This is a genomic window from Maricaulis sp. ABE4_448 (genome assembly GCF_056160825.1).
Window position 1 is genome coordinate 405,546 of record NZ_JBSWXX010000001.1, and the last position, 22,107, is coordinate 427,652.

Genomic DNA, 22,107 nt, shown 5'->3' on the forward strand with positions numbered 1-22,107 from the left:
TGACATGAACAGCAAGCTTCTGGCCGGTGTGGCGCTCGCGGCGCTGATTGCGAGCGGTATGGCCCAGGCCCAGGATCCGGCGTTGCCGCCGGCCTATGGTTCGGTGCGCCTGTCCTCGGGCTTCGAGCCCGATCCGGCATCGGTCGGCGTCCGCGCCGGTGGTGCGATCTATGCGGGCAATGCTTCCGATTTCTGCTCGGGCTATATCACGCCGCAGGCGTCCTACGCCTTCGACTATGACGCTGGCAGCTATGATCTCTTTGTGTCGGCCGCGTCCGATGTCGACGCGACCCTCCTGGTCCGCGCACCGGATGGCAGCTGGCACTGCAATGATGATGGCGAGGGGATCGGCCTCAATCCGGGCCTGCGCTTCGACAATCCGCAGTCCGGGGACTACCAGGTCTGGGTCGGCACGCTGAGCCCTGGCGTCGGTTACGAGCCGGCCATGCTGCACATTTCCGAGATCGGCTTTTCGTCGGCGAATGCCTATTCGCGGGCGCCGAATCCCAATCTGGCGCCGGAATCCGGTTCGCTCGACCTGCGCGCAGGCTTCGCCGACGATCCGCGCACGGTGCGGGTGACGGCCGGTGGTGAAATCGGGGCTGACCGCGGGACTTCGCCGATGTGCCGCGGGCACGTGAATTCCGCGCCGGACCTCTGGGTCAACTACACCGGCTCAAGCGAATTCGACCTCTATCTGTCGATGGAGGCCGACAGCGACACCACGCTGCTCGTTCAGGACCCGAACGGCAACTGGCTGTGTGACGACGACACCGCCGAGAATCTCAATCCGGGCCTGCGGATCGAGGCCCCCGCCGCCGGACGCTATGCCGTCTGGGCCGGCCGTTTCTCGCGCGGGCCTGACGTGCCGGCGACGATCTATGTGTCGGAGCTCGGCTTCCTGGGGAATATCGATACCCCGGCCGAACTCGACTATTCGCTGCCGTCCAATTACGGCTCGGCCGAGCTGGTGTCCGGCTTCACGCCCGATCCCTACACGGTCAACCTGATGGCCGGCGGTGATGTCGATGTGAACGAGGCGGTGGGACAGAATTGCCGCGGCTATGCCACGACGGCGCCCGACTTCGACATCACCTATGACGCCGACAATCTGAACCTCTACATCTCCGCCACATCGGATGGCGATGCGACCCTCGTCGTCAATGCGCCGGACGGGACCTGGTGGTGTGACGACGACAGCGCGGGCAGCCTCAATCCGGGCATCCGTTTCGACAATCCGCTGGATGGCCGCTACGACATCTGGGTCGGCACCTACAGCGAAGGCGCGGCCGAGCCGGCGACGCTGCACATTTCCGAACTCGGCTTCGGCGACGAATTCGTGGGCGGCAGCTCCTCGCTTGATTTCTCGCTGGAGGCCAATTTCGGTTCGGTGAGCCTGGAAGGCGGATTCTCGCCCGATCCCTACACGGTCGACCTCATCGCCGGCGGTCCGGTCGATGCGGGCGAGGCGGCGGACCCGTTCTGCCGCGGCCATGTTACGGAAGCGCCTGACTTCGAACTGACGTTCGCGCCTGATGTGCTGGATCTTTTTATCTCGGTCCTGTCAGACGCCGATACGACGCTGGTGATCAATGACCCGTCAGGTCGCTGGATCTGCGACGATGACGGTGCGGGCAGCCTCAACCCCGGCATCCATATCGAGGACCCCGCCGCTGGCGTCTATGATATCTGGGTCGGCACCTACTGGTCCGGCGACAGTCAGCCGGCACGCCTTGGTATTTCCGAGCTCGGCTTCCAGGAAGACTAGCCGCGCATCAGGGAGCTGAATTGCCAAGGGGCGGCTCATCGGGGTCGCCCCTTCGCATGTCTTATGAGTGGCTTGCGTATCCGATATGCAGGATTCACTCTTTCGTCGCGGCGGGTGTTACACTATATCATCGTGCGATGGCCGACCCGCAGGTGCCCGATGAAAATGACCGCCAACAGGCATAGATCCCTCGACGCGACGGGCGTCAGCCTTTCGGTGGTCTGTATCCTGCATTGCCTGCTTGTTCCCGCAGCGGCCTCGGCTGCGCCCCTGTTTTCGCCGGAGCTGGGCTCGCTGTTCGGTCTCAGCCATGACTGGCACATCGTGATGCTCGCCCTGGCGGCACCGGTCTCGCTGGTGGCGCTGGGCTGGGGCATGAAGTCGGTGGAAGCCGGCTGGCGGATCTTTGCGGCGGGCCTGTTCGGCCTCGTGCTGATGGCAATCGGTGCCTCGCACGTCTTCGGCCCGCTGGCCGAAACCGTGCTGACCCTGACCGGTGTGACCGTGCTGGCCGGCGCCCACTTGGTGAACTGGCGCGCCCGGGCCCGGGCCGGCCATGTCCATCGCCGCGATTGCGGCCTGTGCGAGCACGAGCCGCACGCCTGAGGCGGAGTCAGCTGCGCCCTTGCAATAGCGCCGTTTCCGCGTATAAGACCCCGCTTCCAACTCCAGCCTGACGGGCCCGTTCGACATGCCCGCTGGCTGCAACATCCACAAGACCGCTCCGGCGGTCCTGCAAAGGAGATGAAAATGTCGAAGATGAAGACGAAGAGCGGCGCCAAGAAGCGCTTCAAGCTCACTGCCACGGGCAAGGTGAAGGCCGGTCAGGCCGGCAAGCGCCACGGCATGATCAAGCGGACCAACAAGCAGATCCGCAATAAGCGCGGCCTGACGACCCTGTCGCCCCAGGACGCGCGGATCGTGAAAAAATACATCCCGAACGGCCTGTAAGCCGCGGCAGCTGAGTTAGGAGCACACCCATGTCTCGAGTTACGTCCGGACCGGCGACCGCCAAGCGCCACAAGAAAGTTATCAAAGCGGCCAAGGGCTATTACGGCCGCCGCAAGAACACCTTCCGCGCCGCCGTGCAGGCTGTGGAAAAGGCTGGCCAGTACGCCTATCGCGACCGCCGTGCCAAAAAGCGCAATTTCCGCGGTCTCTGGATCCAGCGCATCAATGCCGGTGCCCGCGAGCACGGCATGACCTATTCGGTCTTCATGAACGGTTTGAACAAGGCCGGCATCGAAGTCGACCGCAAGGTCCTGTCCGACATCGCGATCCGCGAACCGGAAGCCTTCAAGGCGCTCGTCGATCAGGCGCGCGCTGCGCTGGGCTAAACCCGGTCAAACCGACCCGATTGAAAAGGCCCGCCAGCGCACCGCCGGCGGGCCTTTTTCTTTTGGCCCTTCGGGCTGCCCCTCATCCGGGCTCCGCCCACCTTCTCCCCGGTCGGGGAGAAGGCAATGGCAGCCCTGTCACGCTCCCCCTCTCCCCCGCCGGGGAGGGGGATCAAGGGTGAGGGGCGCGCGGCGGAGCCGCCCAAGAGAGACGAGTGCCGCCACTCCCTGTCGACACTGCATAATCCAGCCGCTAAACCCACCTCGACCGCGAGGGACTGAGAACACCATGACCGACACATCCAATCTCGACACGCTGGAAGCCGAGGTCCGCAGCCAGATCGATGGCGCGGCCGACGAGGCGGCGCTGGACGCCGTGCGCGTGTCTGCCCTGGGCAAGAAGGGCTCGGTTTCGCTGATGATGCGCGAGCTGGGCAGGATGAGCCCGGAAGAGCGCCAGGTGATGGGGCCGGCGCTCAACGGTCTCAAGACCCGCCTCAACGACGCCCTGGAAGCGCGCAAGGCCGATCTGGAAGCGAAGGCGCTGGACGCGGCGTTGGCTTCGGAGACGGTCGACATCACCCTGCCGGTGCGCCCGGAACCGCAGGGTTCGCTGCACCCGATCACCCAGGTGATGGAAGAACTGGCGGTGATCTTCGCCGATATGGGGTTCGAGGTCGCCGAAGGGCCGGATGTCGAGGACGACTTCCACAATTTCACCGCGCTCAACTTTCCGCCCGGCCACCCGGCGCGCGACACCCAGGACACCTTCTTCATGCAGCCGGACGAGAACGGCGAGCGCAAGGTGCTGCGCACCCACACCTCGCCGGTACAGATCCGCACCATGCTGACGGGCAAGACGCCGATCCGCATCATCGTACCGGGCCGCGTCTATCGTTGCGACTGGGACCAGACCCACACGCCGATGTTCCACCAGGTCGAAGGCCTGGTGATCGATCGCGAGGCGAATATGGGTCACCTCAAGGGTACGCTTCTGGACTTCATCGCGGCCTTCTTCGAGACCGACCAGGTGGAAGCCCGTTTCCGCCCGCACCACTTCCCCTTCACCGAGCCGAGCGCCGAGATGGATGTGCGCTATGAGCGTGTCGGCGATGCGGTGAAAGTGGGCTCGGGCGACAAGTGGATGGAAATCCTCGGCTGCGGCATGGTGCACCCGAATGTGATCCGCAATTGCGGTTTGGACCCGGACGAGTTCCAGGGCTTCGCCTGGGGCATGGGTGTGGACCGTCTCGCCATGCTGAAATACGGCGCGCCGGATCTGCGCGACTTCTTCAATTCCGACAAGCGCTGGCTGAACCATTACGGCTTCACACCGCTGCTGCAGGCCAATCTGGCTACGGGGCTGAGCTGATCCGATCATGTGGCGCTGGCTGAAATCCAACATCCAGTCACTGGGTTCCCTCGCGGCAATCACCGTCTCGGTGGTGGCGCTCTACGTCGCATGGGATCAATCACGGGTGATGCGGGCGCAGCAGCATGCCGATGTCTGGCCAGCACTGCAGATCAGCACGCAATACATCACGACTGATGATTATCTGACCATCGAACTCGGTGTGGAGAATGACGGGATCGGTCCGGCCCTCGTCGAGTACGTCTCCGCACGCATCGACGGACAGGACCTGGAAAACTGGGAAGAGGTTGCCGGGTTTCGCCCCGAAGGCTTGTCACGCCCCGGCATGTGGACCGGGGCAGTTTTCGGCGAAATACTGGCACCGGGTGAGGACTACACTCTGGCCCGGCTGTTCTGGCAGAACCTGCCGGAGACCCGGTCTGGTGTGGACGGTTTCCGCCAGGTGGCGTCATCTCTGGAAGTCGAAATCTGTTACTGTTCAGTCTATGGCCGGTGCTGGACGGTAACGCTGGACCGCGATAGTAGCCGTCCGGCCGATACCGACACCTGCCCGGCGCAAGCGAATGGAAGCGCTCTGTGATGTGGCGCTGGCTCTCCCATAACCACCAGACGCTGACGGCGGTCGGCGCGATGCTCGTGGGCGTCGCGGCACTGTTTGTTGCCTGGGACCAGGGGCGGGTGATGCGGGCGCAGCAGCATGGCTCGGTCGTGCCGGTGCTGCAGATCGACGGTTTCATCCGGTCCACACCGGATGCGCGCCATCTGGGTTTGCGGATTGTCAATCATGGTGTCGGCCCGGCCATGATCGAGCGGGTCACCTTGGTACGTGACGGCGTTGAGCAGACTGATTTTGCCGGCCTCATCGAACTCATGCCGGAAGGCTTCGACCGCTCCTGGTCCAGCGTTAATGGCCGCGCTCTGGCTCCGGGCAGCGAGGTTGAGCCGGCAATGTTCTCATGGAGCCGGGGCGATCTGGATGACGCCGCTCTGAATGCTCTGCTGATGGAGTGGAGCCATTGGGGCGTTGAGGTCTGCTATTGCTCCGTCTTTGACCGGTGCTGGCTTTCCACCTTCGTCAATGAGGAGCGAGAGCCCGTGCCTGAGTGTACGCCCGGTGACCGCTACGATGTCTTCGAGCGCTTGGGCGCCGCTGACCGCCCCGAAGCGCACGACGACCCGCAAAACGATACCAACTGAAACGCATTTGACGGCAGGAGCCGACAATGAAATTCCCGCTTTCCTGGCTGAAATACCATCTCGAGACCGACGCTTCCCTGGAGGAGATCGCCGAGGCCATGACCATGGCCGGGCTGGAGATCGAGGACATCGATAATCCGCTGGAAAAGTTCGCGGATTTCTCGATCTGCCATGTCATCGAGGCGGTGCAGCATCCCGATGCCGACAAGCTGCGGGTCTGCCGTGTGGCGACGAAGGACGGCGAAAAGCAGATCGTCTGCGGCGCGCCGAATGCCCGCACCGGCATGTATGCCGTCTATGCGCCGCTGGGGGCGTACATTCCGGGGCTCGACTTCGCGCTGGACAAGAAGCCGCGCAAGATCCGCGGCGTGGAAAGCCATGGCATGATGTGTTCGGCCCGCGAGCTGGAGCTGGGCGAGGACCATGACGGCATCATCGATCTGCCCGAGCCTTTCGAGGTCGGCACGCCGGCCGTGGTGGCGCTGGGCATGGCCGACCCGGTCATCGATTTCGAAGTGACGCCGAACCGGCCGGACTGGCTGGGTGTGCGCGGCATTGCCCGCGACCTTGCGGCCACCGGCCTGGGCACGCTGAAAACGCATGACATCGACAATATCCCCGGCAACTTCCCCTGCCCGGTGACGGTCGAGCTCGACTGGCCTGAGGTTTGTCCGGTCTATGCCGGCCGCGTGATCCGCGGCGTGAAGAATGGCGAGAGCCCGGACTGGTTGAAAAAGGCGCTGACGGCGATCGGCCTGCGTCCGATCAACTTCCTGGCCGATATCACCAATATGATCTCCTACGATCGTTGCCGGCCTTTGCACGTCTATGACCTTGCCAAGCTGGACGGCCCGATCCGGGCGCGTCGCGGCAAGGGCGAGGCCGACCGGTTCGAGGCGCTGGACAACAAGGAATACGTGCCGGGCGAAGACCAGTGTGTCATCGCCGATGACACGCATTGCCTGGGCTTCGGTGGTGTCATCGGCGGCACCTATTCGGGCGTGTCCGAAGAGACCACGGATGTCTTCATCGAAAGCGCCTGGTTCGATCCGCAGACGACCCGCGCGACCGGCAAGGCGACGGGCATCGACTCGGACGCAAAATACCGTTTCGAGCGCGGCGTCGATCCGGCCTCGCCGCAGGCCGGTATCGAGCAGGCCACAGAACTGGTGCTGAAATACTGTGGCGGCGAGGCGTCCGAGACGATCGTCGTTGGCGAGACCCCCGCGCCGCCGGCCGATATCGAATTTCCGCTGGCCGAGGTGAAGCGCCTGACCGGGCTCGACCTGTCGCGCGAAGAGATCGTGCGCATCCTGGAAGCGCTCGGCTTTGTGCCGGAGGGCGAAGGCGATGTGCTGGCGGTGGGCGTGCCTTCCTGGCGCATGGACTGCACCCAAAAGGCCGATCTGGTTGAAGAGGTCGCGCGTATTCACGGTTTCGACAAGCTAGACGCGGTGTCCCTGCCGCGCCCGCCCGTGCGCCGTGAAGCGCCGGCGACCGTGATGCAGCTGCGTGCGCGCTATGCTCGCCGGGCGCTGGCAGGCCGCGGCTATTCGGAAACCGTCACCTGGTCCTTCTGTGAAACGAAGCAGGCGGCCCTGTTCGGCGGCCATGGCGAGGGGCTGGCACTGGAAAACCCGATCTCGTCGGAGCTCGATGTGATGCGGCCGACGGCGCTGATCCATTTGCTCACCGCGCTGCAGGCCAATGCTGATCGCGGGCAGGCCGATCCGCGCCTGTTCGAGGTGGGGCCGGTCTATCTTACCGACAAGCCGGACGGGCAGCGTCTCGTGGCGACCGGTGTGCGGCGTGTCGAGACCGGCCGTCACTGGGCCGGGACCCGTATGCCCGACGTGTTCGATGCCAAGGCCGATGCGCTGGCCGCGCTGGCTGCTGCCGGTGCTCCGGCCGACAGTCTCCAGGTCGCGGCCGAGGCGCGGGAGTGGTGGCACCCGGGCCGGTCCGGCGTCCTGCGCCTTGGGCCGAAGAATGTGCTCGCTGAATTTGGCGAGATCCATCCCGGCATCCTCAAGGCGCTCGACATCGACGGACGCGTGCTGGCCTTCGAGATCGTGCTCGACAACATCCCGCAGCCCAAGAAGGCTTCCGGCCTCAAGGCCCGTGGCCAGTTGAACCGGGCCGAGCTTCTGCCGGTGCATCGCGACTTCGCCTTCCTCGTCGGCAAGGACGTGCCCGCCGATACGCTTATTCGGGCGGCGAAGGGCGCGGACAAGGCCCTGATCTCCGACGTCACCATGTTCGACGTCTATGACGGCAAGGGTGTGCCGGAAGGCCAGGTCTCGCTGGCTCTCGAGGTCACCCTGCAGCCGCGCGAGAAGACGCTGACCGACGAGGAGATCGACGCTGTCGCCGCCGCGATCGTGTCCAAGGTCGAGAAGGCGTCCGGAGGCATGCTGCGCGGCTGAGCAGTTCAAGCTCCCCCCTCAGGGGAGTGCCCGGGCGTTATTTCCCCCGTTAGGGGAAAGTGACGTCTTCGTGCTCCGCGAGACCAGAAAAAACAAAAATCGCGCCTCAGGCGTATGGCCGCGGAACGCTGCAGCCGCTAGTATGGTTAATGAAATCTTGCTAGCGGCAGAGGCGGTGGGGGCCTCGGAGAGGCGGACCGAATGCTTGAAAGAGTGACGGCCCTGCTGGCCCAGTCGGCGGCGACGCTCCTTGTCGTCATCGGGCTCGTGGCCATTCTCGGCTTTACCCATTCGCGGGCCTACCGGGCCGGCTATTGCGCAACCCAGTACTGTTCCGACGAAGGCCGCAGCTGGTGGCCATTCGGTCGTGATCGAGACCGTGACCGCTACTACAGCGGCCCGACCCGTGTGACAGCCGCCCCGCCGTCCAGCACGTCGCCGTCTGCCTCTCATCCTCCGGCCTATACGGACACGTCCGGCACTTCCTACACGGCCAACCCGTCGACCCCCTACGCGGAGAGTCCAGCCTATCCCTATGGCGATACCGGCCCGACGGGCTTGCCGCTCTCCACAAGCGTGACGGGCACCGGGGTGGTGGCAGGCACGCCGCGGTATCGCTATGGCGGGCCGGGCTTCGGCTTCCGCCCGGGCCGGCAGATCTGTTCAGCACGCGGTCCGGAAATCGAGGACGCCGACATTGCCCGTTGCTGGCTGCGTGTTGGCGATGCCTATCAGGCCGTCGGTCAGATCGAGCGCGCCCGGGAAGCCTGGGATGAAGCCTTGCTGGTCGGCTCCTCCGTTGGTGGCGCCCAGGCATCGCTGGTTGCCCACCGCCGCTTGCAGGCCGCTATCCTGGAGCGCTCCTGCCCGACCAGTCAGCGCAGCCTGGAACGTATCGCCTACGGTTTCAGCCAGACCGAGGATTCCGGCGATATCGTCGATCTTGACCTGCGCCAGCGGGCCCTGTCGGCGCTGGGCTATTACAATGGCGTGATCGACGGCACCTATGGGCCGATGACCCGCCGTTCGGTGCGCGACTTCCAGGGCGATATGGGATTTGACCAGACCGGCGCCCTGACGCCGGCCCAGACTGTGACGCTGGCCTGCCATGCCGCGCTGACCGCACGCGACACCCACGCCCAGAACCTGGTGGGCATCATGTTCGCGACCGGGCTGGGGCTGGAACAGAACATCGATACGGCGCTGGAATGGCTGGAAGAGGCCGCCGAACGCGGTCATGGCGGTGCCAATTTCAACCTCGCCCTGATCTACGGCACCGGTACGGTGCAGGGCAGCTACCGGCTGTGCGGCATCGTTGAAAGCCCCGAACGGGCCGACAGCTATCTGCGCCGTGCGGCCGATCTCGGCCATGACCGGGCGATTGCTCTGCGGCGTTTTGCCGGCCGGTCCGAAGCGCCCGCCGAGCGCTGGTCGCGGATATCCGACCAGCTGCTGCGCGAGGCCGAGCGCAATGGCGATCGCTTTTATCTGGCCTGGCAGAGGCGGGTCGACGAAATGCGCCGTGCCAACGGCCAGCAACTCGACCAGCCCGGCTGTTACCAGGCCGCACTCGATGGCACCCGCACCGCCCAGGGCGGCAGCGGCACCCGGCGCTGAGGCCGGGCACGCGAAATGACGAGAGGAAAAGTGCAATGAAAAAGGCGGCAGTCCTGCTCCTCGCGGCCACGGCCCTTTCGGCCTGTGGTCACGGCTATTCCGGACATCACGGCCCGTCGGCGCCCTATATTCCGCCGCCGCCCAGTCACCCGCCGTATCACCACATCCGGCCGGTCGACACGGTCAGCCCCGCCATCGCCATGTGCGAGGTCGACACGCTGGCGGAACAGCGCTTGGCGATGCTGGAGGAAGTGCATGGTTATCGCGAGGCGATCCGGGCCGAGCCGGGGCGCCGTTCCGACATGGCCGATACCGAGACACAGGAAATCATCGCCGCCTTCGAGACCGATCTGGATGCCTCCTACCGTTTCGCCACTGCTTCCTGCCGCACTTATAATCGCTGCCTGGAAGAGAACCGGTTTGCCGAGGCTGCCTGCCAGGATTCCGCGACAATGTGGCATGATGGCCAGGATCGGTTCCACGACCTGTCCGAACGCCTGTCAGTCGTGCGCGAGCGTATCGCCTCGGACTGCAATGACTGCCGCCCGGAGCACTGGCGCGACCGTGATCGTCATGGACGCCGCGATCACGGGCAGCGCCGGGATCATCGCCGCCATGACCGCGACGATCTGATGGGCTCGGTCTTCTCGACAGGTAATCACTGAGAATCCAAGCATTTCCAGGGAAAGTGGGGACCGGTTTCGCGGTTCGAAAATGCGCCCTCAAAGGCCGCGGCAGTAGGCTATTCGCCCGGCGCCGCATGCGCGGCAGCGTGGCGCCGTTCCGCCAATGCCCGGGACAGGATCTGCATCGCTGACCACACGAACAGCCCCGCCATGCCGGCCGCGACAATCACGTCGGGCCAATGCGTGCCGGTGAAGGCGACCAGGCCCGCGGATCCGAACACGGCGACATTGCCGATCGCATCATTGCGCGAGCACAGCCAGACGGATCGGACATTGGCGTCACCTTCGCGCCAGCGCATCAGGATCACCACACTCGCCAGATTGGCAGCCAGTGCGAGAATGGCGATCGAGCCCATCAATGTAGCGTCCGGCTCGGTCTCGAAAAAAGCGCGATAAAGCGCCAGTGCCAGGATGAAGCCGCCCATCACGAACAGGCTGCCCGCCTTCACCAGCGCCGCATTGGCCCGCCACATCAGCGGCTTGCCAATGACCCAGAGTGACAGGCCATAGGTCGCGGCATCGCCGATAAAGTCCAGCGCGTCGGCCTTCAGAGCCTGCGAGTGGGCCGCGGCGCCGGCCAGCATCTCGACAGCGAACATCCCGGCATTGATCGCAATGACGATCCACAGCGCGCGGCGGAAAGCGCGCGACGTACCGTCGAATTCCTCATTGTGGCAGCATCCCGCCGACATGGGTATCTCCTGACTTGTCACCTGACGATTCGAACCCTAATTGCTATAGCGACTAGAGGTTCAAGGTGAAAATGACAGATCTCTCCATCGGCCGTCTGGCAAGGCTCTCGGGCGTCAAGGTACCGACAATCCGCTACTATGAATCCATCGGTATGCTCGACGCACCGCCGCGCTCGCCGGGTGGGCAGCGCCGTTATGGCGACGATCATCTGGAACAATTGCGCTTCATCCGTCACGGACGCGAACTGGGCTTCGGGCTGGATGATCTGCGGGCGTTGCAGGACCTGTCCGCGCGGCCCGGCCGCTCCTGCGAGGAGGCCGACAGTATCGCCCGCAAGCAGCTGGCCGAGGTCGAGCGCCGGATTGCCGGGCTGGAAGCGGTGCGCCGCGAGCTTGAGCGCATGGTGGAGCGCTGTTCGCATGGCGTGGTCGACGAGTGCCGGGTGATCCAGACCCTGTCCGACCATCATCTGTGCGCCGGCGATCATGCGCCGGACCATCAGAGCGTGCCACGGGACACGTGACGCCGCGTTCCCGCTGTCGCGCATAGCGCAGGCATGGCCTCCTGCCGCACGAAAACGGGAGGATGCATCCATGAAACATCTCGCTGCCGGCCTGGCGCTGTTTGCGCTGGCCGTACCGCCGCTCGCTGCCCAGTCCGGCGATACAGGCGATCTTGAAACCGTCTTCGACACGCTCGACCGGCGCCTGTTCGATATCGGCTTCAACACCTGCAATCTGGACGAGTCGGCATCGCTGGTCGCCGAAGACCTCGAATTCTACCACGACCAGGGCGGCGTGACGCACGGCCGCGATGCCTTCATCGCCACGATGGAGCAGAATATCTGCAACGGGCGGCAGACCGTCCGGCGCGAGCGTGTGGACGGCAGTTTCCGGCTTGAGCCGCTCCACGAAAACGGCACGCTCTACGGCGTCATCCAGTTCGGATCCCACCGCTTCCTGATCGTCGACGATACCGGCCATGCCGAGCCGACCGGCCTGGCCGAGTTCGCGCATCTCTGGCTGCTCACCGATGATGGCGCGTGGGAATTGTCGCGCGTCCTGTCCTACGCGCACCGGCCACCCGAATAAGACGGCTCAGACCGTATCGAAAGCCGGATGATAGTGGACCCGGCAGGGCCCGGCGGCGGGATCGGCCGGGCGGTCGCCCAGGGCGAGGCGCTGAAAGGCGTCGGCGTACTCGCCTTCAGGATCTCCACTCCAGTACCAGTCCTTTTGCGCCGCGGGCTCGAAACCGAAGCGGCTGTAATAGCCCGGATCGCCCAGCACCACGCACCAGGGAACGCCCAGCGTGCGCAGATAATCCAGCCCGGCATTGATCAGCGCCTCGCCAATGCCGCGCTTTTGGTGTTCCGGCGTCACCGCAACCGGTGCCAGCCCGACCCCATGGGCCTGCGACCCGTTCGCCGCGATCGCGGTGACCGGCGAGAACATCACCGTGCCCACGACGCGTCCGTGATCCTCGGCGACGAGCTCCAGCGTGTCGGCATCGGCGGCACGCAGGCTGACAACGAGCCGGGCTTCGGCAGGCGTCGGGAAGGCTGCTTTCAGAATGGCATCGACCCCGGCGTGATCATCGGGGTCGCAGCTGCGGATCTGCATCGTGCCGCCGCTCCCTAGAAGGGCAGCCAGGCCCGGCGGCGCGAATAGGCCAGATAGCCCACATTCGCACCGGCGCGCAGGCCGACACCCGACCGGATCGGGGCAAGGGTGACATTGTCGGCGCGCTGATAGTTCACGCCCATGCCGGCGACCAGATAGGCCGAACCCTCGACGCCGGGATAGCGTTGGAAGAGACGATCCGGATCGTCCAGATTATAGACCAGAACGAAAACCCGGCTGGCATTGCCGCCGGTGTCGAAGCCGATCGACGGGCCGCGCCAGTAGACCTTCTCGCGCACGCCGTTCTTCATCGTCAGATAGCCCTCGCCATAGCGCAGGCCCACACCGACAGCGCCGGCGATCTCTTCACCGGCGACATAGCCGACCGGACGGCCCAGATCCGAAAAGACGCGCTCCAGCACGCTGGCGGCCGCTTCGGCGGTGACGCCGAAAAAGTCTGACACGGCATCGACGAGCTCGTCCTGGGAATAGGTTTCGACGGGTTCGGAATACTGGCTCGGCTGTCCGTAGTCCGGATCCTGGGCCAGAGCCGGGCCGGCAACACCGAGGGCGAGGCTGGTGGCAATCGTCAACAGGGCACGCATGGGTATCTCCGTTCAGACCTGCGGTCCCGCCAAATGTGGTGACCGATTGGGGCGAGACAGCGGCGAAACGCTTTACGTCCGGTTAAGTTGCACAGGATTGCCAGCAATGCAGACGTCAGATCGCGTCCGGCACCAGGGCTGCGGCAGCGTTGCAAGATGGTGAATTCTTCATTTTTACGAAAGGCGCGCACCCGTTAGGCTGCCGGCTGAATTTCTTCTTGGGGAGACCAGACATGCGCAAGATTCTCATGCTTACGGCCAGCGCGGCGGCAATTTTCGTTGCCGCCTGCGCGCCGCAGGGTGCCGACAGCGAAACCGAGACCACGGCGAGCGGGCAGGTCCCGGCGGAGACTGCCGCCAACGCGGCTGCGGAAACCGAAACGGCTGCGGCCGACAACCCGCTCCTGGCGGAATGGACCGGCCCCTATGGCGGCGTGCCGGACTTCCAGTCAGCCAGCCTGGACGATCTGATCCCGGCGCTCGAGGCGGGCATGGCGCAGAATCTCGCCGAGATCGATGCCATCACGGCCAATCCGGAACCGGCGACCTTCGAGAACACGATCGTGGCGATGGAGCGGTCCGGTGACGCGCTCGGCCGTGTCTTCTCCTATTGGGGCATCTGGTCGTCCAACATGTCCTCGCCGGAATTCCGCGCGATCCAGGCCGAGATGGCCCCGCGCCTGTCGGCCTTCTCCTCGCAGATCACGCAGAACCAGGAATTGTTCGCCCGCGTCCGCGCCGTCTATGAAGGTGAGGAAATGGCGAGCCTGCGCCCGGACCAGCAGCGTGTCGTGCAGCTGACCTATGACAGTTTCGCCCGCAATGGTGCCACGCTGGAAGGCGAGGCCGCCGAGCGCTATGCCGCGATCAACCAGCGCCTGGCCGAACTGCATACGGCCTTCTCCAACAATGTGCTGCACGACGAGGAAAACTACGTCACCTATCTCAGCGCTGACCAGCTGTCCGGCCTCCCGCAGGGTTTCATCGATGCTGCCGCTGCGGCCGCGACCTCGCGCGATCATGACGGCGAGTACGCCATCACCAATACGCGCTCCTCGATGGATCCCTTCCTGACCTTTTCCGACGAGCGCGAATTGCGTGAACAGGTCTGGCGGAACTATTACAGCCGCGGTGACAATGGCGGCGAGTACGACAACAACGCCATCATCATGGAAATCCTCGAACTGCGCGACGAGCGCGTCGAGCTCCTCGGCTACGACAATTACGCCCAGTGGCGCCTGGAAGACCGCATGGCGGGCAATCCGGAAAACGCCATGGCCCTGATGGTTCCGGTCTGGCAGGCAGCTGTCGGCCGGATCGAGGAAGAAGTCGCCGACATGCAGGCGCTCGCGGACGAGCGCGGCGACGACATCACCATCCAGCCTTGGGATTACCGCTATTATGCCGAGAAGGTCCGTCAGGCCCGCTACGAGCTCGACAGCGACGAGGTGAAGCAATACCTGCAGCTGGATAATCTGCGCGAGGGCATGTTCTACGTCGCCGGTGAGCTGTTCGGCTTCGAATTCCGGGCCCTGCCGGAAGGCGAGGTCTCGGTCTGGCATCCCACCGTGCGCGTGTGGGAAGTGACCGACCGCGAGAGCGGCGAGAATATCGGCCTGTGGTATCTCGACCCCTATGCCCGCCAGGGCAAGCGTTCAGGTGCCTGGGCGAATTCCTTCCGCTCGCACACCACGTTCGATGGCGAGGAAAACGTGCTCGCCACGAACAACTCGAACTTCATCGAACCGGCGCCGGGCCAGCCGGTTCTGGTGTCCTGGGACGATGCGACGACCTTCTTCCACGAATTCGGTCACGCCCTGCACTACCTCTCCTCGAACGTCGCCTATCCGACGCTCAATGGCGGTGTGCGCGACTACACCGAATTCCAGTCGCAGCTGCTCGAGCGCTGGCTGATGACCGATCCGGTGATCGAGAATTATCTGGTGCATGTGGAGACCGGCGAGCCGATCCCGCAGGAACTGATCGAGCGCATCCGCGCGGCGGCCAATTTCAACCAGGGCTTCTCGACCGGCGAGTATCTGGCCTCGGCGCTGATGGACATGGTCTATCACACCACGCCGCCGGCCGAGATCGGCGATCCGGACACGTTCGAGCGCGAGACCCTGGCCGAGCTGGGCATGCCCGACGAGATCGTCATGCGTCACCGTTCGCCGCATTTCGGTCACGTCTTCTCCGGCGAAGGCTATTCGGCCGGCTATTACGGCTATATGTGGGCCGACGTGCTGACCTCTGACGCCGCAGAAGCCTTCGAGGATGCTCCGGGCGGTTACTATGACGCGGAAATGGCCGGCCGTCTGGTCGACTATCTCTTTGCGCCGCGCAACGCCATCGACCCGGCCGACGCCTACCGCCAGTTCCGTGGCCGCGACGCCGACCCGGCCGCCCTCATGCGCGACCGCGGCTTCCCGGTCCCCGAAGGCATGGGCGACACCGAATAGGCCCCCGCCTGTTCAATGCACGACAAACGGCCGGCGGAACCCTCTGCCGGCCGTTTTTGTTCGTTCCCTCGTCCTGCTTGGGGAGAAAATGGAGACTGTTGCGGCGGCAACATCCACCGTCACCCTGACACCCGCTTTCGCGGGCGCAGGCTTCGGTCAGGGCCCAGTTCACAGGGCTGGGTAGTCGCGAATACGCACTTATCCCGCACATCGCCGGCATTCGATCCGAGCCCGCCTGGTGAAAATCTCCCTTTACGATCTGGGTCCTGACTTTCGTCAGGATGACGGTTTGTGGGGACGGATATCGCAAACTTATCCCCACCCTCTCATTTGCCCTTACCATCGCAGACGGTTTCCGGGATGGGAGGCATGAGCTCAGTCCCTTGTGCCCGGGAGCGTGCGGAGCTCGTCCGCGCCTGGTGGGTGACAGCATCAGGCTCCGGCGTGGCCATCTGCGGGGACACCGGCAAAAAGCTCGACCGGCCCGTGCCTGCAGGTTTCGAGACGGTCCCGCAAGGGACCGGGTAAATCTCCGCGTGCGGGATGCCTCGGGCATCACCACCAAACCTTCAAATGCGGACACGATGTCCGCTGTGCATCCCGCACCCCTCTCATCGCTCCAGGGCGCAAGCCCGTGGAGGGTTTCGTGCTGGGGGCCATCACCAGACACCGCTTTCCCCGGATTCATTCCGGGGTCTGGCGGCGTTTCAGGCGGAGGCTCAACCGGGCCCCGGCACGGGCGCCGGGTGAAGTGGCGCGAGGGGAAAAGGCGTATCAGCGCACGGGCGTGGCAAACTTCGCGAAGGCGGTGGCGACCTGTTCGTAGACGTCGCGTTTCCAGGGGATGATCAGGCCGGGGATTTCGTCGAGGGCCCCCCAGCGCCAGGCGTCGAACTCGACCTCGCCGTGCTGTTCCAGGTCGATGTCGCTGTCCGAACCGGCAAAGCGCAGGGCGAACCAGCGCTGTTTCTGGCCGAGATGGCGCTTCTTGTGAAACTTCGGATCCTCGCGCACTTCGGGCGGATAGTCATAGGCCAGCCAGCCGGGGATCTCGCCGATTATGGCGACGCTGGCGGCTGCAATGCCGGTTTCTTCCTCCAGCTCGCGCAGGGCAGCTGTCTGGGCATCTTCGCCCGGGTCTATCCCGCCTTGCGGCAATTGCCAGTTCCAGGGCGGCGGTGTGCCTTCGCGGCGGCCCAGCCAGACCTGGCCGGCGGTATTGAACAGGGCCACGCCGACATTGGCGCGGTGATGGGGCCAGATATCCTCTGCGCCGGCCATCAGTGATGGCCGCTGGAGGCAGCCGGCGCGTGATCGTCGGCGCTTGCCGTACGGCGGGGGGCGGCCGATGACGGCGAGGTTTCCGGCTGGGCCTCGGCGGCCAGCCGGGCTTCCAGGCGCCGCCGCGCCATCACGGCAGAGGGCGGTGCGAGCTGATAGCCGCGCAGGTCCAGATTGGCAGCCCAGTCGCGCAATTGCTCGACGGTGGCCGGATAGGCGAAACCGGTACCCAGGGCGGCGCCGTTCTGGATCGCCAGGGCCTCAAGCGCGAGCAGGCGCTCGTCGATCGAGGCCGGGCTGGGGTCCTCGTCAAGAATGCGGTCTGCAATGGCATACTCGATGTCGGTCGCGTTGGCGGCGGCCTCGATCGTCGAACGGCGGCCGGCACCGTCATGCAGGAAGGCGACGCCGCGCTGTTCCAGCGTGCCGAAGACCTGGCGCAGGGCGTCCTGGGAGGCCGAGAAGCGGGCGCCGAGATAATTGGTCACGCCGAAATAACCCGTCGTGCGGCTGAGCAGCCAGGCCAGGCGGCGGCCGTTTTCCTCCGCCGCGCCGTCGGCCAGAAGGGTGTGCGGGCCGGGGTCATTGTTGGGATAATCGAACGGCTCCATCGGCGCCTCGATCAGCACTTCATGACCGGCGGCGCGGGCCCGGTCGATCCAGGCCTGGAGGTTTTCGGTATAGGGCGCAAAGCTGAGCGCGACTTCGGGCGGCAGCTCGTCGATCGCAGCCTGGGTGACGGTGCGGTTCAGCCCCATGCCGCCGATAACGATGGCGATGGTCGGGGCGGCCGGATCGCCGTGGAAGGGCCGGGCATAGGCGCGTGAGGGGCGGGTGCCGTCGGGGCCGATCACCGGCAGCAGTCCGCCCGGCCCCGGCTCGGTCAGCCCGGCAATCGGCGCGGCACGAAGGGCATTCGGATTGCCCTGCCCGGTCGATGCAGCGTGACGGGCCTCCGCATCGCCCGGATCGGATCCGGCGGGTGCGGACGGGGTGGCGTGGCCGGGGGGCGAAGCGTTGTTCGGGGAGCCACCGAAGCCGTCACGCACGCCGGCGAGGCTCGCATCGGCGTGATCTTCCGGTTCCAGGAAGCGGATCGGGCGGTCGTCAGCGCGACGATCAGTACGCAAGCCGTCAGAGCCGGCCTCGGCCGCTTGCTGGGGCAGGGTGACCGGCTCGAAACCGCCACGGGCGGCGGGTGGTGCCGTATTGGCCTCGCCGAACAGGGCGACACCGGCAATGACGAGCGAGAACAGACCGGCCGTCGCGAGCCCGGCGATCACGGGCGCGCGGATGGTCAGCAGCGGCTGGGCGTGGCGAAGAACGGCGCTCGTCATGGCTTCGGGCCTGTCAGGCAATTCCACAAGCGTCCGGCAGGGTGCGGACGCATTCACTGCCTATGTGATCGATTCGGCCGTAAAAAACGGTTAACGGCGCCCCCTTCGGAAGGCGCCGCCAACAATTTTGCCTTGGCAGGCGGCAGGACCGCTATTGCAGCGAGGCCTGCTGGCTTTCCATCGTGCCGCGCAGGATCTCCAGCGCTCGGTGGAGCTGATAGTCTTCGTCTTCGGACCAGTCGGCCGGCGGCTGTTCGACGGAGGCGATATCGGTCTCGGCCCGATGATCGCCATTCTCGTTCTCCAGCGCACCCGGCAGGTCGGCTTCCGAAGCGATTTCCGGCACGTCATGCTCTTCGTCTTCTTCCAGCGCCCAGGCCGAAATCTGTGTGTCCGGAATGATGCCGGTGGCCTGGATGGAACGGCCGGCCGGCGTGTAATAGCGGCCCGTGGTGAGGCGCAGGGCGCCGTCGCGGCCGCCGCGCAGCGGGATGATGGTCTGCACCGAGCCCTTGCCGAAACTGGTCATGCCGACGAGTTCGGCGCGTTCACGGTCCTGCAGGGCGCCGGCGACGATTTCCGCTGCACTGGCCGACCCTTCATTGATCAGCACCACGATCGGGGCGCCGTTCAGCCGGTCGCCCGGGCGGGCATTATAGCGCTGGGTGTCACGCGGATCGCGGGTACGGGTGGAGACCACTTCGCCGCCATCCAGGAAGACATCGGTCACGCCGATCGCCTGGTCCAGCAAGCCGCCCGGATTATACCGCATGTCCAGGATCAGGCCCGGCAGCGGTGCACCGTATTCGTCCTCAAGCTCGGAGATGCCTTCCTGTACCATTTCGGTCGTGCGCTCGTTGAAGCCGGCGATGCGCATATAGGGCGTGCCCTCTTCCAGCCGGGTCGCGACCGTGCGCAGCGGAATGGTGTCGCGCACCAGGGTCACGTCGAACGGGTCATCGTCCTCGCGCGATACGGTGATGGTGACCGGCTCGCCGACAGCGCCGCGCATCAGGGCGACCGCATCGTCGACCGAGATGCCGACAATGCTTTCGCCGTCGACGGCGATGATCTTGTCATTGGTGCGCAGGCCGGCGCGCTCGGCCGGGGTGTCGGAGATCGGCGAGACGATGGTGATGAAGTCGTCGCGGCGCGTCACTTCCATACCCAGCCCGCCGTACTCGCCGCGGGTGGAAACACGCAGGTCTTCATAGCTGTCGGGGTTGTGATAGGTGGAGTGCGGGTCGAGCGAGGTCAGCATGCCTTCGATGGCGGCCTCGATCAGCTGGGCCTGGTCGGTGTCGGAAACATAGTCCGACTCCACCCGGCTGAGCACATCGCCGAAGAGCTCCAGCTGGCGGAAAGTTTCCGTCCGATTGTCCTGGCTGCCCTCGGCCGAGACCGCAATGGCCACCGCGCCTACCGCGAAGGCAACCATTGAAGCGAAGACATTGATACGCATGCGAGCTCGCGTCCTTTGAGCGCGATAGTCCTGTGCTGACGAGGTCACCGGCTCCGTAGCCACGGGGCCGGATCGATCGCCACTCCGTCACGTCGCAGCTCCAGATACAAATCCGGTGCCGGTTGGGACTGGTCGGGCATTGCGCCGACGGGTTCACCCGCCAGGACACTCTGGCCCACGCTGGCATAGGTCACCGCCATGCCAGCCAGTACGATATAGTAGTCATCGCCGACATTGAGTATCAAGAGACCGCCGTATGTGTTGAACGGTCCCGCGAACTCGACACGGGCATCGAAGGGCGAGATTACCTGCGCCCGCGGCCGGGTCCGAATGAAAATTCCTTCAGAAGCTGTGCCATCTTCGCTCACCTGGCCGAAGCCGCGTTCGATCTCGCCGGCAGCCGGCGGCCGCAACCGGCCCCGCGCATCGGCAAAGCGCAGTGTTTCCAGCGGCGTTACCGGAACCCGGGCCGAGACGAGTTCACGCGGTGGCCGGATGCGTGGCTCGGGCACAGCGTTCTCGATTTCGCGGCGGCGCGGGCTGACTGTGGGAACCACCTCCGCCATGCTTGACAGCTCGCCGATCAGGCTGCGGATCGAGCGGGCACGCGCGCCGGCGGAGCTTGAGGCTTCCAGCAGGGCCACGGCCTCATTGCGGCGCCGCGCTTCCAGCGCGCGGCGTTCGGCGATCAGGGCCTGCAGTTCGAGACGCTGGCCGGCCAGCGTATCTTCGCTCAGGGCAAGGGCGGTCTGCTCGCTCTCGATATCCTCACGAAGGACGCGCAATGCCTCCAGCTGGATGGACAGTGTGTCAGCCCGTTCCTGAAGAGCCGGCGCGACGTCCGCCATCAACGCCGCTGCCCGGGCAGCATCGGCTGCATCGCCGGGGGCGGCCAGCACGGCCGGCGGGGTCTGGGTCTCGATGCGCTGGATCGCTGCCAGCAGGCCGATCAGCGCTTCGCGGTTCTCTCCGAGTCGGGCCAGAAGATCTGTCTCGCGGGATTGCAGATCGTCGAGCGATGCCTGCGCTTCCAGGGCAGCCTGCTCGCTGGCCCCGACACGCTGGCCCAGTTCGACCAGTTGACGCTGCATCAGGGCCACTTCGGCGGCCAGTTCCTCGGCCTGTCTCTGCATCGCTTCGGCCCGGGCCGCCGCCTCGCGCTCCTCTTCCTCAAGGCGCGCGGCTTCCTCCGGATCCGGCGGCACGTCGCCGGTCTGGGTCTGCATCAGGACAAGGGCAGCGATAAAGCTCAGCATGATGCCGCACGCGGGTCAGGGGCCATCGGTTCAGTCGCGGTGATAGGGCGTCCCGGCCAGGATCGAGACAGCCCGGTAGATCTGTTCGGCCAGCATCACACGGACCAGCTTGTGCGGCCAGACGGCAGGTCCGAAAGCGAGCATCAGATCGGGCTGGGGCAATTGCGTGCGGTCATGACCGTCTGCACCGCCGATGCAGAACACGGCTTCGCGCACGCCTTCATCGCGCCAACGGGCCAACGTGCGGGCGAAATCGCGCGAGGTTATCGCCTTGCCGCGCTCGTCCATCAGCACGAGCTTGCAGCCGGCGGGCAGGGCCGCAGCCAGCGCACGGCTTTCGTCGCCGGCCGATGTCAGGGACCGGTTGTCGATTTCCTGTTCGCCTGCGGGGCCCAGGCCGATCGCCCGGCCGGTCGAGCTCGCCCGCTCGATATAGGTATCGACGAGTTCGCGTTCGGGCCCGGCCTTCATGCGGCCGAGCGCTGCGATAGTGAGCTTCACCTACTGGGCCGTAGCTTCCGGCGATGCGGTGGCGTCGGGTTCGACGGACCACATCTTTTCAAGATTGTAGAAGCTGCGCACTTCCGGCCGGAACAAGTGGACGATGACGTCTCCCGCATCGATGAGCACCCAGTCACAGGTCTGCAGACCCTCGACCCGGGCCTTGCCCTGACCGTGCTCCTTGAGCTTTCGCACAAGGTGATCGGCCAGCGCGCTGACATGCCGCGCCGACCGCCCGGAGGCGACGATCATGATATCGGTGACGGAAGATTTGCCACGCAGGTCAATAGCCACGACCTCTTCGGCCTTGTCGTCTTCCAGCGAGTCGAGAATGAGTGTCTCGAGTTCCTCGACATGCGCGTCGTCGCCGGTGACGCGAACTGCAGCGGCCGTTTCTTGCTCTTTACGGCGCGATAATTCCGTAGACAGGGCTGGTGTCCTCTCTGACATCCAAAAACAAACACGTCTTCCATAGCACGCTTTGCCGT

22 protein-coding genes are annotated in these 22,107 nt (G+C 65.2%); 13 read left to right on the forward strand and 9 right to left on the reverse strand.

Annotation, left to right across the window (positions count from 1 at the left end; translation table 11 throughout):
• The first annotated feature begins 4 nt into the window (after window positions 1-4).
• The 10 genes from ACXAJV_RS02065 (at window position 5) to ACXAJV_RS02110 (ending at window position 10,382) form a co-directional block, all read left to right on the forward strand.
• Window positions 5-1,768 (forward strand): hypothetical protein, encoded by a 1,764-nt coding sequence (locus ACXAJV_RS02065; protein WP_475081375.1) that lies wholly within the window; start codon window positions 5-7, stop codon window positions 1,766-1,768.
• Between the two features lie 165 nt (window positions 1,769-1,933).
• Complete coding sequence (locus tag ACXAJV_RS02070) at window positions 1,934-2,374, forward strand: MerC domain-containing protein (protein WP_475081377.1); 441 nt, start codon at window positions 1,934-1,936, stop codon at window positions 2,372-2,374.
• A 144-nt stretch (window positions 2,375-2,518) separates the two neighbouring features.
• A complete protein-coding gene (rpmI, locus tag ACXAJV_RS02075; RefSeq protein WP_291887004.1) occupies window positions 2,519-2,719 on the forward strand; it encodes a 50S ribosomal protein L35 in 201 nt (66 codons plus the stop codon).
• A 29-nt stretch (window positions 2,720-2,748) separates the two neighbouring features.
• Entirely contained in the window at window positions 2,749-3,105 is a 357-nt protein-coding gene (gene rplT / locus ACXAJV_RS02080; protein ID WP_271187543.1) for a 50S ribosomal protein L20, read from the forward strand.
• 289 nt (window positions 3,106-3,394) lie between these two features.
• Window positions 3,395-4,477 carry a phenylalanine--tRNA ligase subunit alpha gene (pheS, locus tag ACXAJV_RS02085; RefSeq protein ID WP_475081380.1) on the forward strand — a complete coding sequence of 361 codons (1,083 nt, stop codon included), beginning with the start codon at window positions 3,395-3,397 and terminating at the stop codon, window positions 4,475-4,477.
• Between the two features lie 7 nt (window positions 4,478-4,484).
• A complete protein-coding gene (locus ACXAJV_RS02090) occupies window positions 4,485-5,057 on the forward strand; it encodes a hypothetical protein (RefSeq protein WP_475081382.1) in 573 nt (190 codons plus the stop codon).
• Window positions 5,057-5,674 (forward strand): hypothetical protein, encoded by a 618-nt coding sequence (locus tag ACXAJV_RS02095; protein ID WP_475081384.1) that lies wholly within the window; start codon window positions 5,057-5,059, stop codon window positions 5,672-5,674. The genes ACXAJV_RS02090 and ACXAJV_RS02095 overlap by 1 nt, the downstream gene beginning before the upstream one ends.
• A 26-nt stretch (window positions 5,675-5,700) precedes the next feature.
• A complete protein-coding gene (pheT, locus tag ACXAJV_RS02100; RefSeq protein ID WP_475081386.1) occupies window positions 5,701-8,100 on the forward strand; it encodes a phenylalanine--tRNA ligase subunit beta in 2,400 nt (799 codons plus the stop codon).
• Between the two features lie 201 nt (window positions 8,101-8,301).
• A complete protein-coding gene (locus ACXAJV_RS02105) occupies window positions 8,302-9,717 on the forward strand; it encodes a peptidoglycan-binding protein (RefSeq protein ID WP_475081389.1) in 1,416 nt (471 codons plus the stop codon).
• A 35-nt stretch (window positions 9,718-9,752) separates the two neighbouring features.
• Window positions 9,753-10,382 (forward strand): hypothetical protein, encoded by a 630-nt coding sequence (locus ACXAJV_RS02110; RefSeq protein WP_475081392.1) that lies wholly within the window; start codon window positions 9,753-9,755, stop codon window positions 10,380-10,382.
• A 77-nt stretch (window positions 10,383-10,459) separates the two neighbouring features.
• On the opposite strand, the gene ACXAJV_RS02115 is transcribed toward ACXAJV_RS02110, so the two are convergent.
• Window positions 10,460-11,095 carry a cation efflux transmembrane domain-containing protein gene (locus ACXAJV_RS02115; RefSeq protein WP_475081395.1) on the reverse strand — a complete coding sequence of 212 codons (636 nt, stop codon included), beginning with the start codon at window positions 11,093-11,095 and terminating at the stop codon, window positions 10,460-10,462.
• Window positions 11,096-11,166: 71 nt separating this feature from the next.
• Here ACXAJV_RS02115 and ACXAJV_RS02120 point away from each other — a divergent pair, with 71 nt between their 5' ends.
• Window positions 11,167-11,619: a MerR family transcriptional regulator gene (locus ACXAJV_RS02120; RefSeq protein ID WP_475081396.1), complete on the forward strand. Its 453-nt coding sequence runs from the start codon at window positions 11,167-11,169 to the stop codon at window positions 11,617-11,619.
• A gap of 70 nt (window positions 11,620-11,689) precedes the next feature.
• The gene (locus ACXAJV_RS02125; RefSeq protein ID WP_475081398.1) at window positions 11,690-12,187 is read left to right on the forward strand and encodes a nuclear transport factor 2 family protein; all 498 of its coding nucleotides are present in this window, start codon (window positions 11,690-11,692) and stop codon (window positions 12,185-12,187) included.
• Between the two features lie 6 nt (window positions 12,188-12,193).
• On the opposite strand, the gene ACXAJV_RS02130 is transcribed toward ACXAJV_RS02125, so the two are convergent.
• Window positions 12,194-12,718, reverse strand: a complete 525-nt coding sequence (locus tag ACXAJV_RS02130) for a GNAT family N-acetyltransferase (RefSeq protein ID WP_475081400.1) — start codon at window positions 12,716-12,718, stop codon at window positions 12,194-12,196.
• A 14-nt stretch (window positions 12,719-12,732) separates the two neighbouring features.
• The gene (locus ACXAJV_RS02135; protein ID WP_475081402.1) at window positions 12,733-13,323 is read right to left on the reverse strand and encodes a DUF1134 domain-containing protein; all 591 of its coding nucleotides are present in this window, start codon (window positions 13,321-13,323) and stop codon (window positions 12,733-12,735) included.
• 233 nt (window positions 13,324-13,556) lie between these two features.
• On the opposite strand from ACXAJV_RS02135, the gene ACXAJV_RS02140 reads away from it, so the two are divergent.
• A complete protein-coding gene (locus tag ACXAJV_RS02140) occupies window positions 13,557-15,782 on the forward strand; it encodes a M3 family metallopeptidase (protein WP_475081404.1) in 2,226 nt (741 codons plus the stop codon).
• Between the two features lie 774 nt (window positions 15,783-16,556).
• Here ACXAJV_RS02140 and ACXAJV_RS02145 read toward each other — a convergent pair.
• From ACXAJV_RS02145 to rsfS, 6 genes are all read right to left on the reverse strand, one after another.
• On the reverse strand, window positions 16,557-17,063 hold the full coding sequence (locus ACXAJV_RS02145; protein WP_475081406.1) for an RNA pyrophosphohydrolase: 507 nt from the start codon (window positions 17,061-17,063) through the stop codon (window positions 16,557-16,559).
• Window positions 17,063-18,400: a divergent polysaccharide deacetylase family protein gene (locus ACXAJV_RS02150; protein WP_475081407.1), complete on the reverse strand. Its 1,338-nt coding sequence runs from the start codon at window positions 18,398-18,400 to the stop codon at window positions 17,063-17,065. Before ACXAJV_RS02150 ends, ACXAJV_RS02145 begins: the two co-directional genes overlap by 1 nt.
• Before the next feature lie 151 nt (window positions 18,401-18,551).
• A complete protein-coding gene (locus ACXAJV_RS02155) occupies window positions 18,552-19,862 on the reverse strand; it encodes a S41 family peptidase (protein ID WP_475081410.1) in 1,311 nt (436 codons plus the stop codon).
• A 44-nt stretch (window positions 19,863-19,906) separates the two neighbouring features.
• Window positions 19,907-21,118, reverse strand: a complete 1,212-nt coding sequence (locus ACXAJV_RS02160; RefSeq protein ID WP_475081412.1) for a murein hydrolase activator EnvC family protein — start codon at window positions 21,116-21,118, stop codon at window positions 19,907-19,909.
• A gap of 30 nt (window positions 21,119-21,148) precedes the next feature.
• Window positions 21,149-21,619 carry a 23S rRNA (pseudouridine(1915)-N(3))-methyltransferase RlmH gene (rlmH, locus tag ACXAJV_RS02165; protein WP_475081415.1) on the reverse strand — a complete coding sequence of 157 codons (471 nt, stop codon included), beginning with the start codon at window positions 21,617-21,619 and terminating at the stop codon, window positions 21,149-21,151.
• Window positions 21,620-22,069, reverse strand: coding sequence for a ribosome silencing factor (rsfS, locus tag ACXAJV_RS02170; protein WP_348508874.1), 450 nt, complete (start codon window positions 22,067-22,069; stop codon window positions 21,620-21,622).
• Between the last annotated feature and the right edge of the window lie 38 nt (window positions 22,070-22,107).

What these genes read in the sequence shown, in the direction of transcription:
- ACXAJV_RS02065 (WP_475081375.1), top strand. Translation starts at nt 5, where the DNA reads ATGAACAGCAAGCTTCTGGCCGGTGTGGCGCTCGCGGCGCTGATTGCG.
- ACXAJV_RS02070 (WP_475081377.1), top strand. Translation starts at nt 1,934, where the DNA reads ATGACCGCCAACAGGCATAGATCCCTCGACGCGACGGGCGTCAGCCTT.
- rpmI (WP_291887004.1), top strand. Translation starts at nt 2,519, where the DNA reads ATGTCGAAGATGAAGACGAAGAGCGGCGCCAAGAAGCGCTTCAAGCTC.
- rplT (WP_271187543.1), top strand. Translation starts at nt 2,749, where the DNA reads ATGTCTCGAGTTACGTCCGGACCGGCGACCGCCAAGCGCCACAAGAAA.
- pheS (WP_475081380.1), top strand. Translation starts at nt 3,395, where the DNA reads ATGACCGACACATCCAATCTCGACACGCTGGAAGCCGAGGTCCGCAGC.
- ACXAJV_RS02090 (WP_475081382.1), top strand. Translation starts at nt 4,485, where the DNA reads ATGTGGCGCTGGCTGAAATCCAACATCCAGTCACTGGGTTCCCTCGCG.
- ACXAJV_RS02095 (WP_475081384.1), top strand. Translation starts at nt 5,057, where the DNA reads ATGTGGCGCTGGCTCTCCCATAACCACCAGACGCTGACGGCGGTCGGC.
- pheT (WP_475081386.1), top strand. Translation starts at nt 5,701, where the DNA reads ATGAAATTCCCGCTTTCCTGGCTGAAATACCATCTCGAGACCGACGCT.
- ACXAJV_RS02105 (WP_475081389.1), top strand. Translation starts at nt 8,302, where the DNA reads ATGCTTGAAAGAGTGACGGCCCTGCTGGCCCAGTCGGCGGCGACGCTC.
- ACXAJV_RS02110 (WP_475081392.1), top strand. Translation starts at nt 9,753, where the DNA reads ATGAAAAAGGCGGCAGTCCTGCTCCTCGCGGCCACGGCCCTTTCGGCC.
- ACXAJV_RS02115 (WP_475081395.1), bottom strand. Translation starts at nt 11,095, where the DNA reads ATGTCGGCGGGATGCTGCCACAATGAGGAATTCGACGGTACGTCGCGC.
- ACXAJV_RS02120 (WP_475081396.1), top strand. Translation starts at nt 11,167, where the DNA reads ATGACAGATCTCTCCATCGGCCGTCTGGCAAGGCTCTCGGGCGTCAAG.
- ACXAJV_RS02125 (WP_475081398.1), top strand. Translation starts at nt 11,690, where the DNA reads ATGAAACATCTCGCTGCCGGCCTGGCGCTGTTTGCGCTGGCCGTACCG.
- ACXAJV_RS02130 (WP_475081400.1), bottom strand. Translation starts at nt 12,718, where the DNA reads ATGCAGATCCGCAGCTGCGACCCCGATGATCACGCCGGGGTCGATGCC.
- ACXAJV_RS02135 (WP_475081402.1), bottom strand. Translation starts at nt 13,323, where the DNA reads ATGCGTGCCCTGTTGACGATTGCCACCAGCCTCGCCCTCGGTGTTGCC.
- ACXAJV_RS02140 (WP_475081404.1), top strand. Translation starts at nt 13,557, where the DNA reads ATGCGCAAGATTCTCATGCTTACGGCCAGCGCGGCGGCAATTTTCGTT.
- ACXAJV_RS02145 (WP_475081406.1), bottom strand. Translation starts at nt 17,063, where the DNA reads ATGGCCGGCGCAGAGGATATCTGGCCCCATCACCGCGCCAATGTCGGC.
- ACXAJV_RS02150 (WP_475081407.1), bottom strand. Translation starts at nt 18,400, where the DNA reads ATGACGAGCGCCGTTCTTCGCCACGCCCAGCCGCTGCTGACCATCCGC.
- ACXAJV_RS02155 (WP_475081410.1), bottom strand. Translation starts at nt 19,862, where the DNA reads ATGCGTATCAATGTCTTCGCTTCAATGGTTGCCTTCGCGGTAGGCGCG.
- ACXAJV_RS02160 (WP_475081412.1), bottom strand. Translation starts at nt 21,118, where the DNA reads ATGCTGAGCTTTATCGCTGCCCTTGTCCTGATGCAGACCCAGACCGGC.
- rsfS (WP_348508874.1), bottom strand. Translation starts at nt 22,069, where the DNA reads ATGTCAGAGAGGACACCAGCCCTGTCTACGGAATTATCGCGCCGTAAA.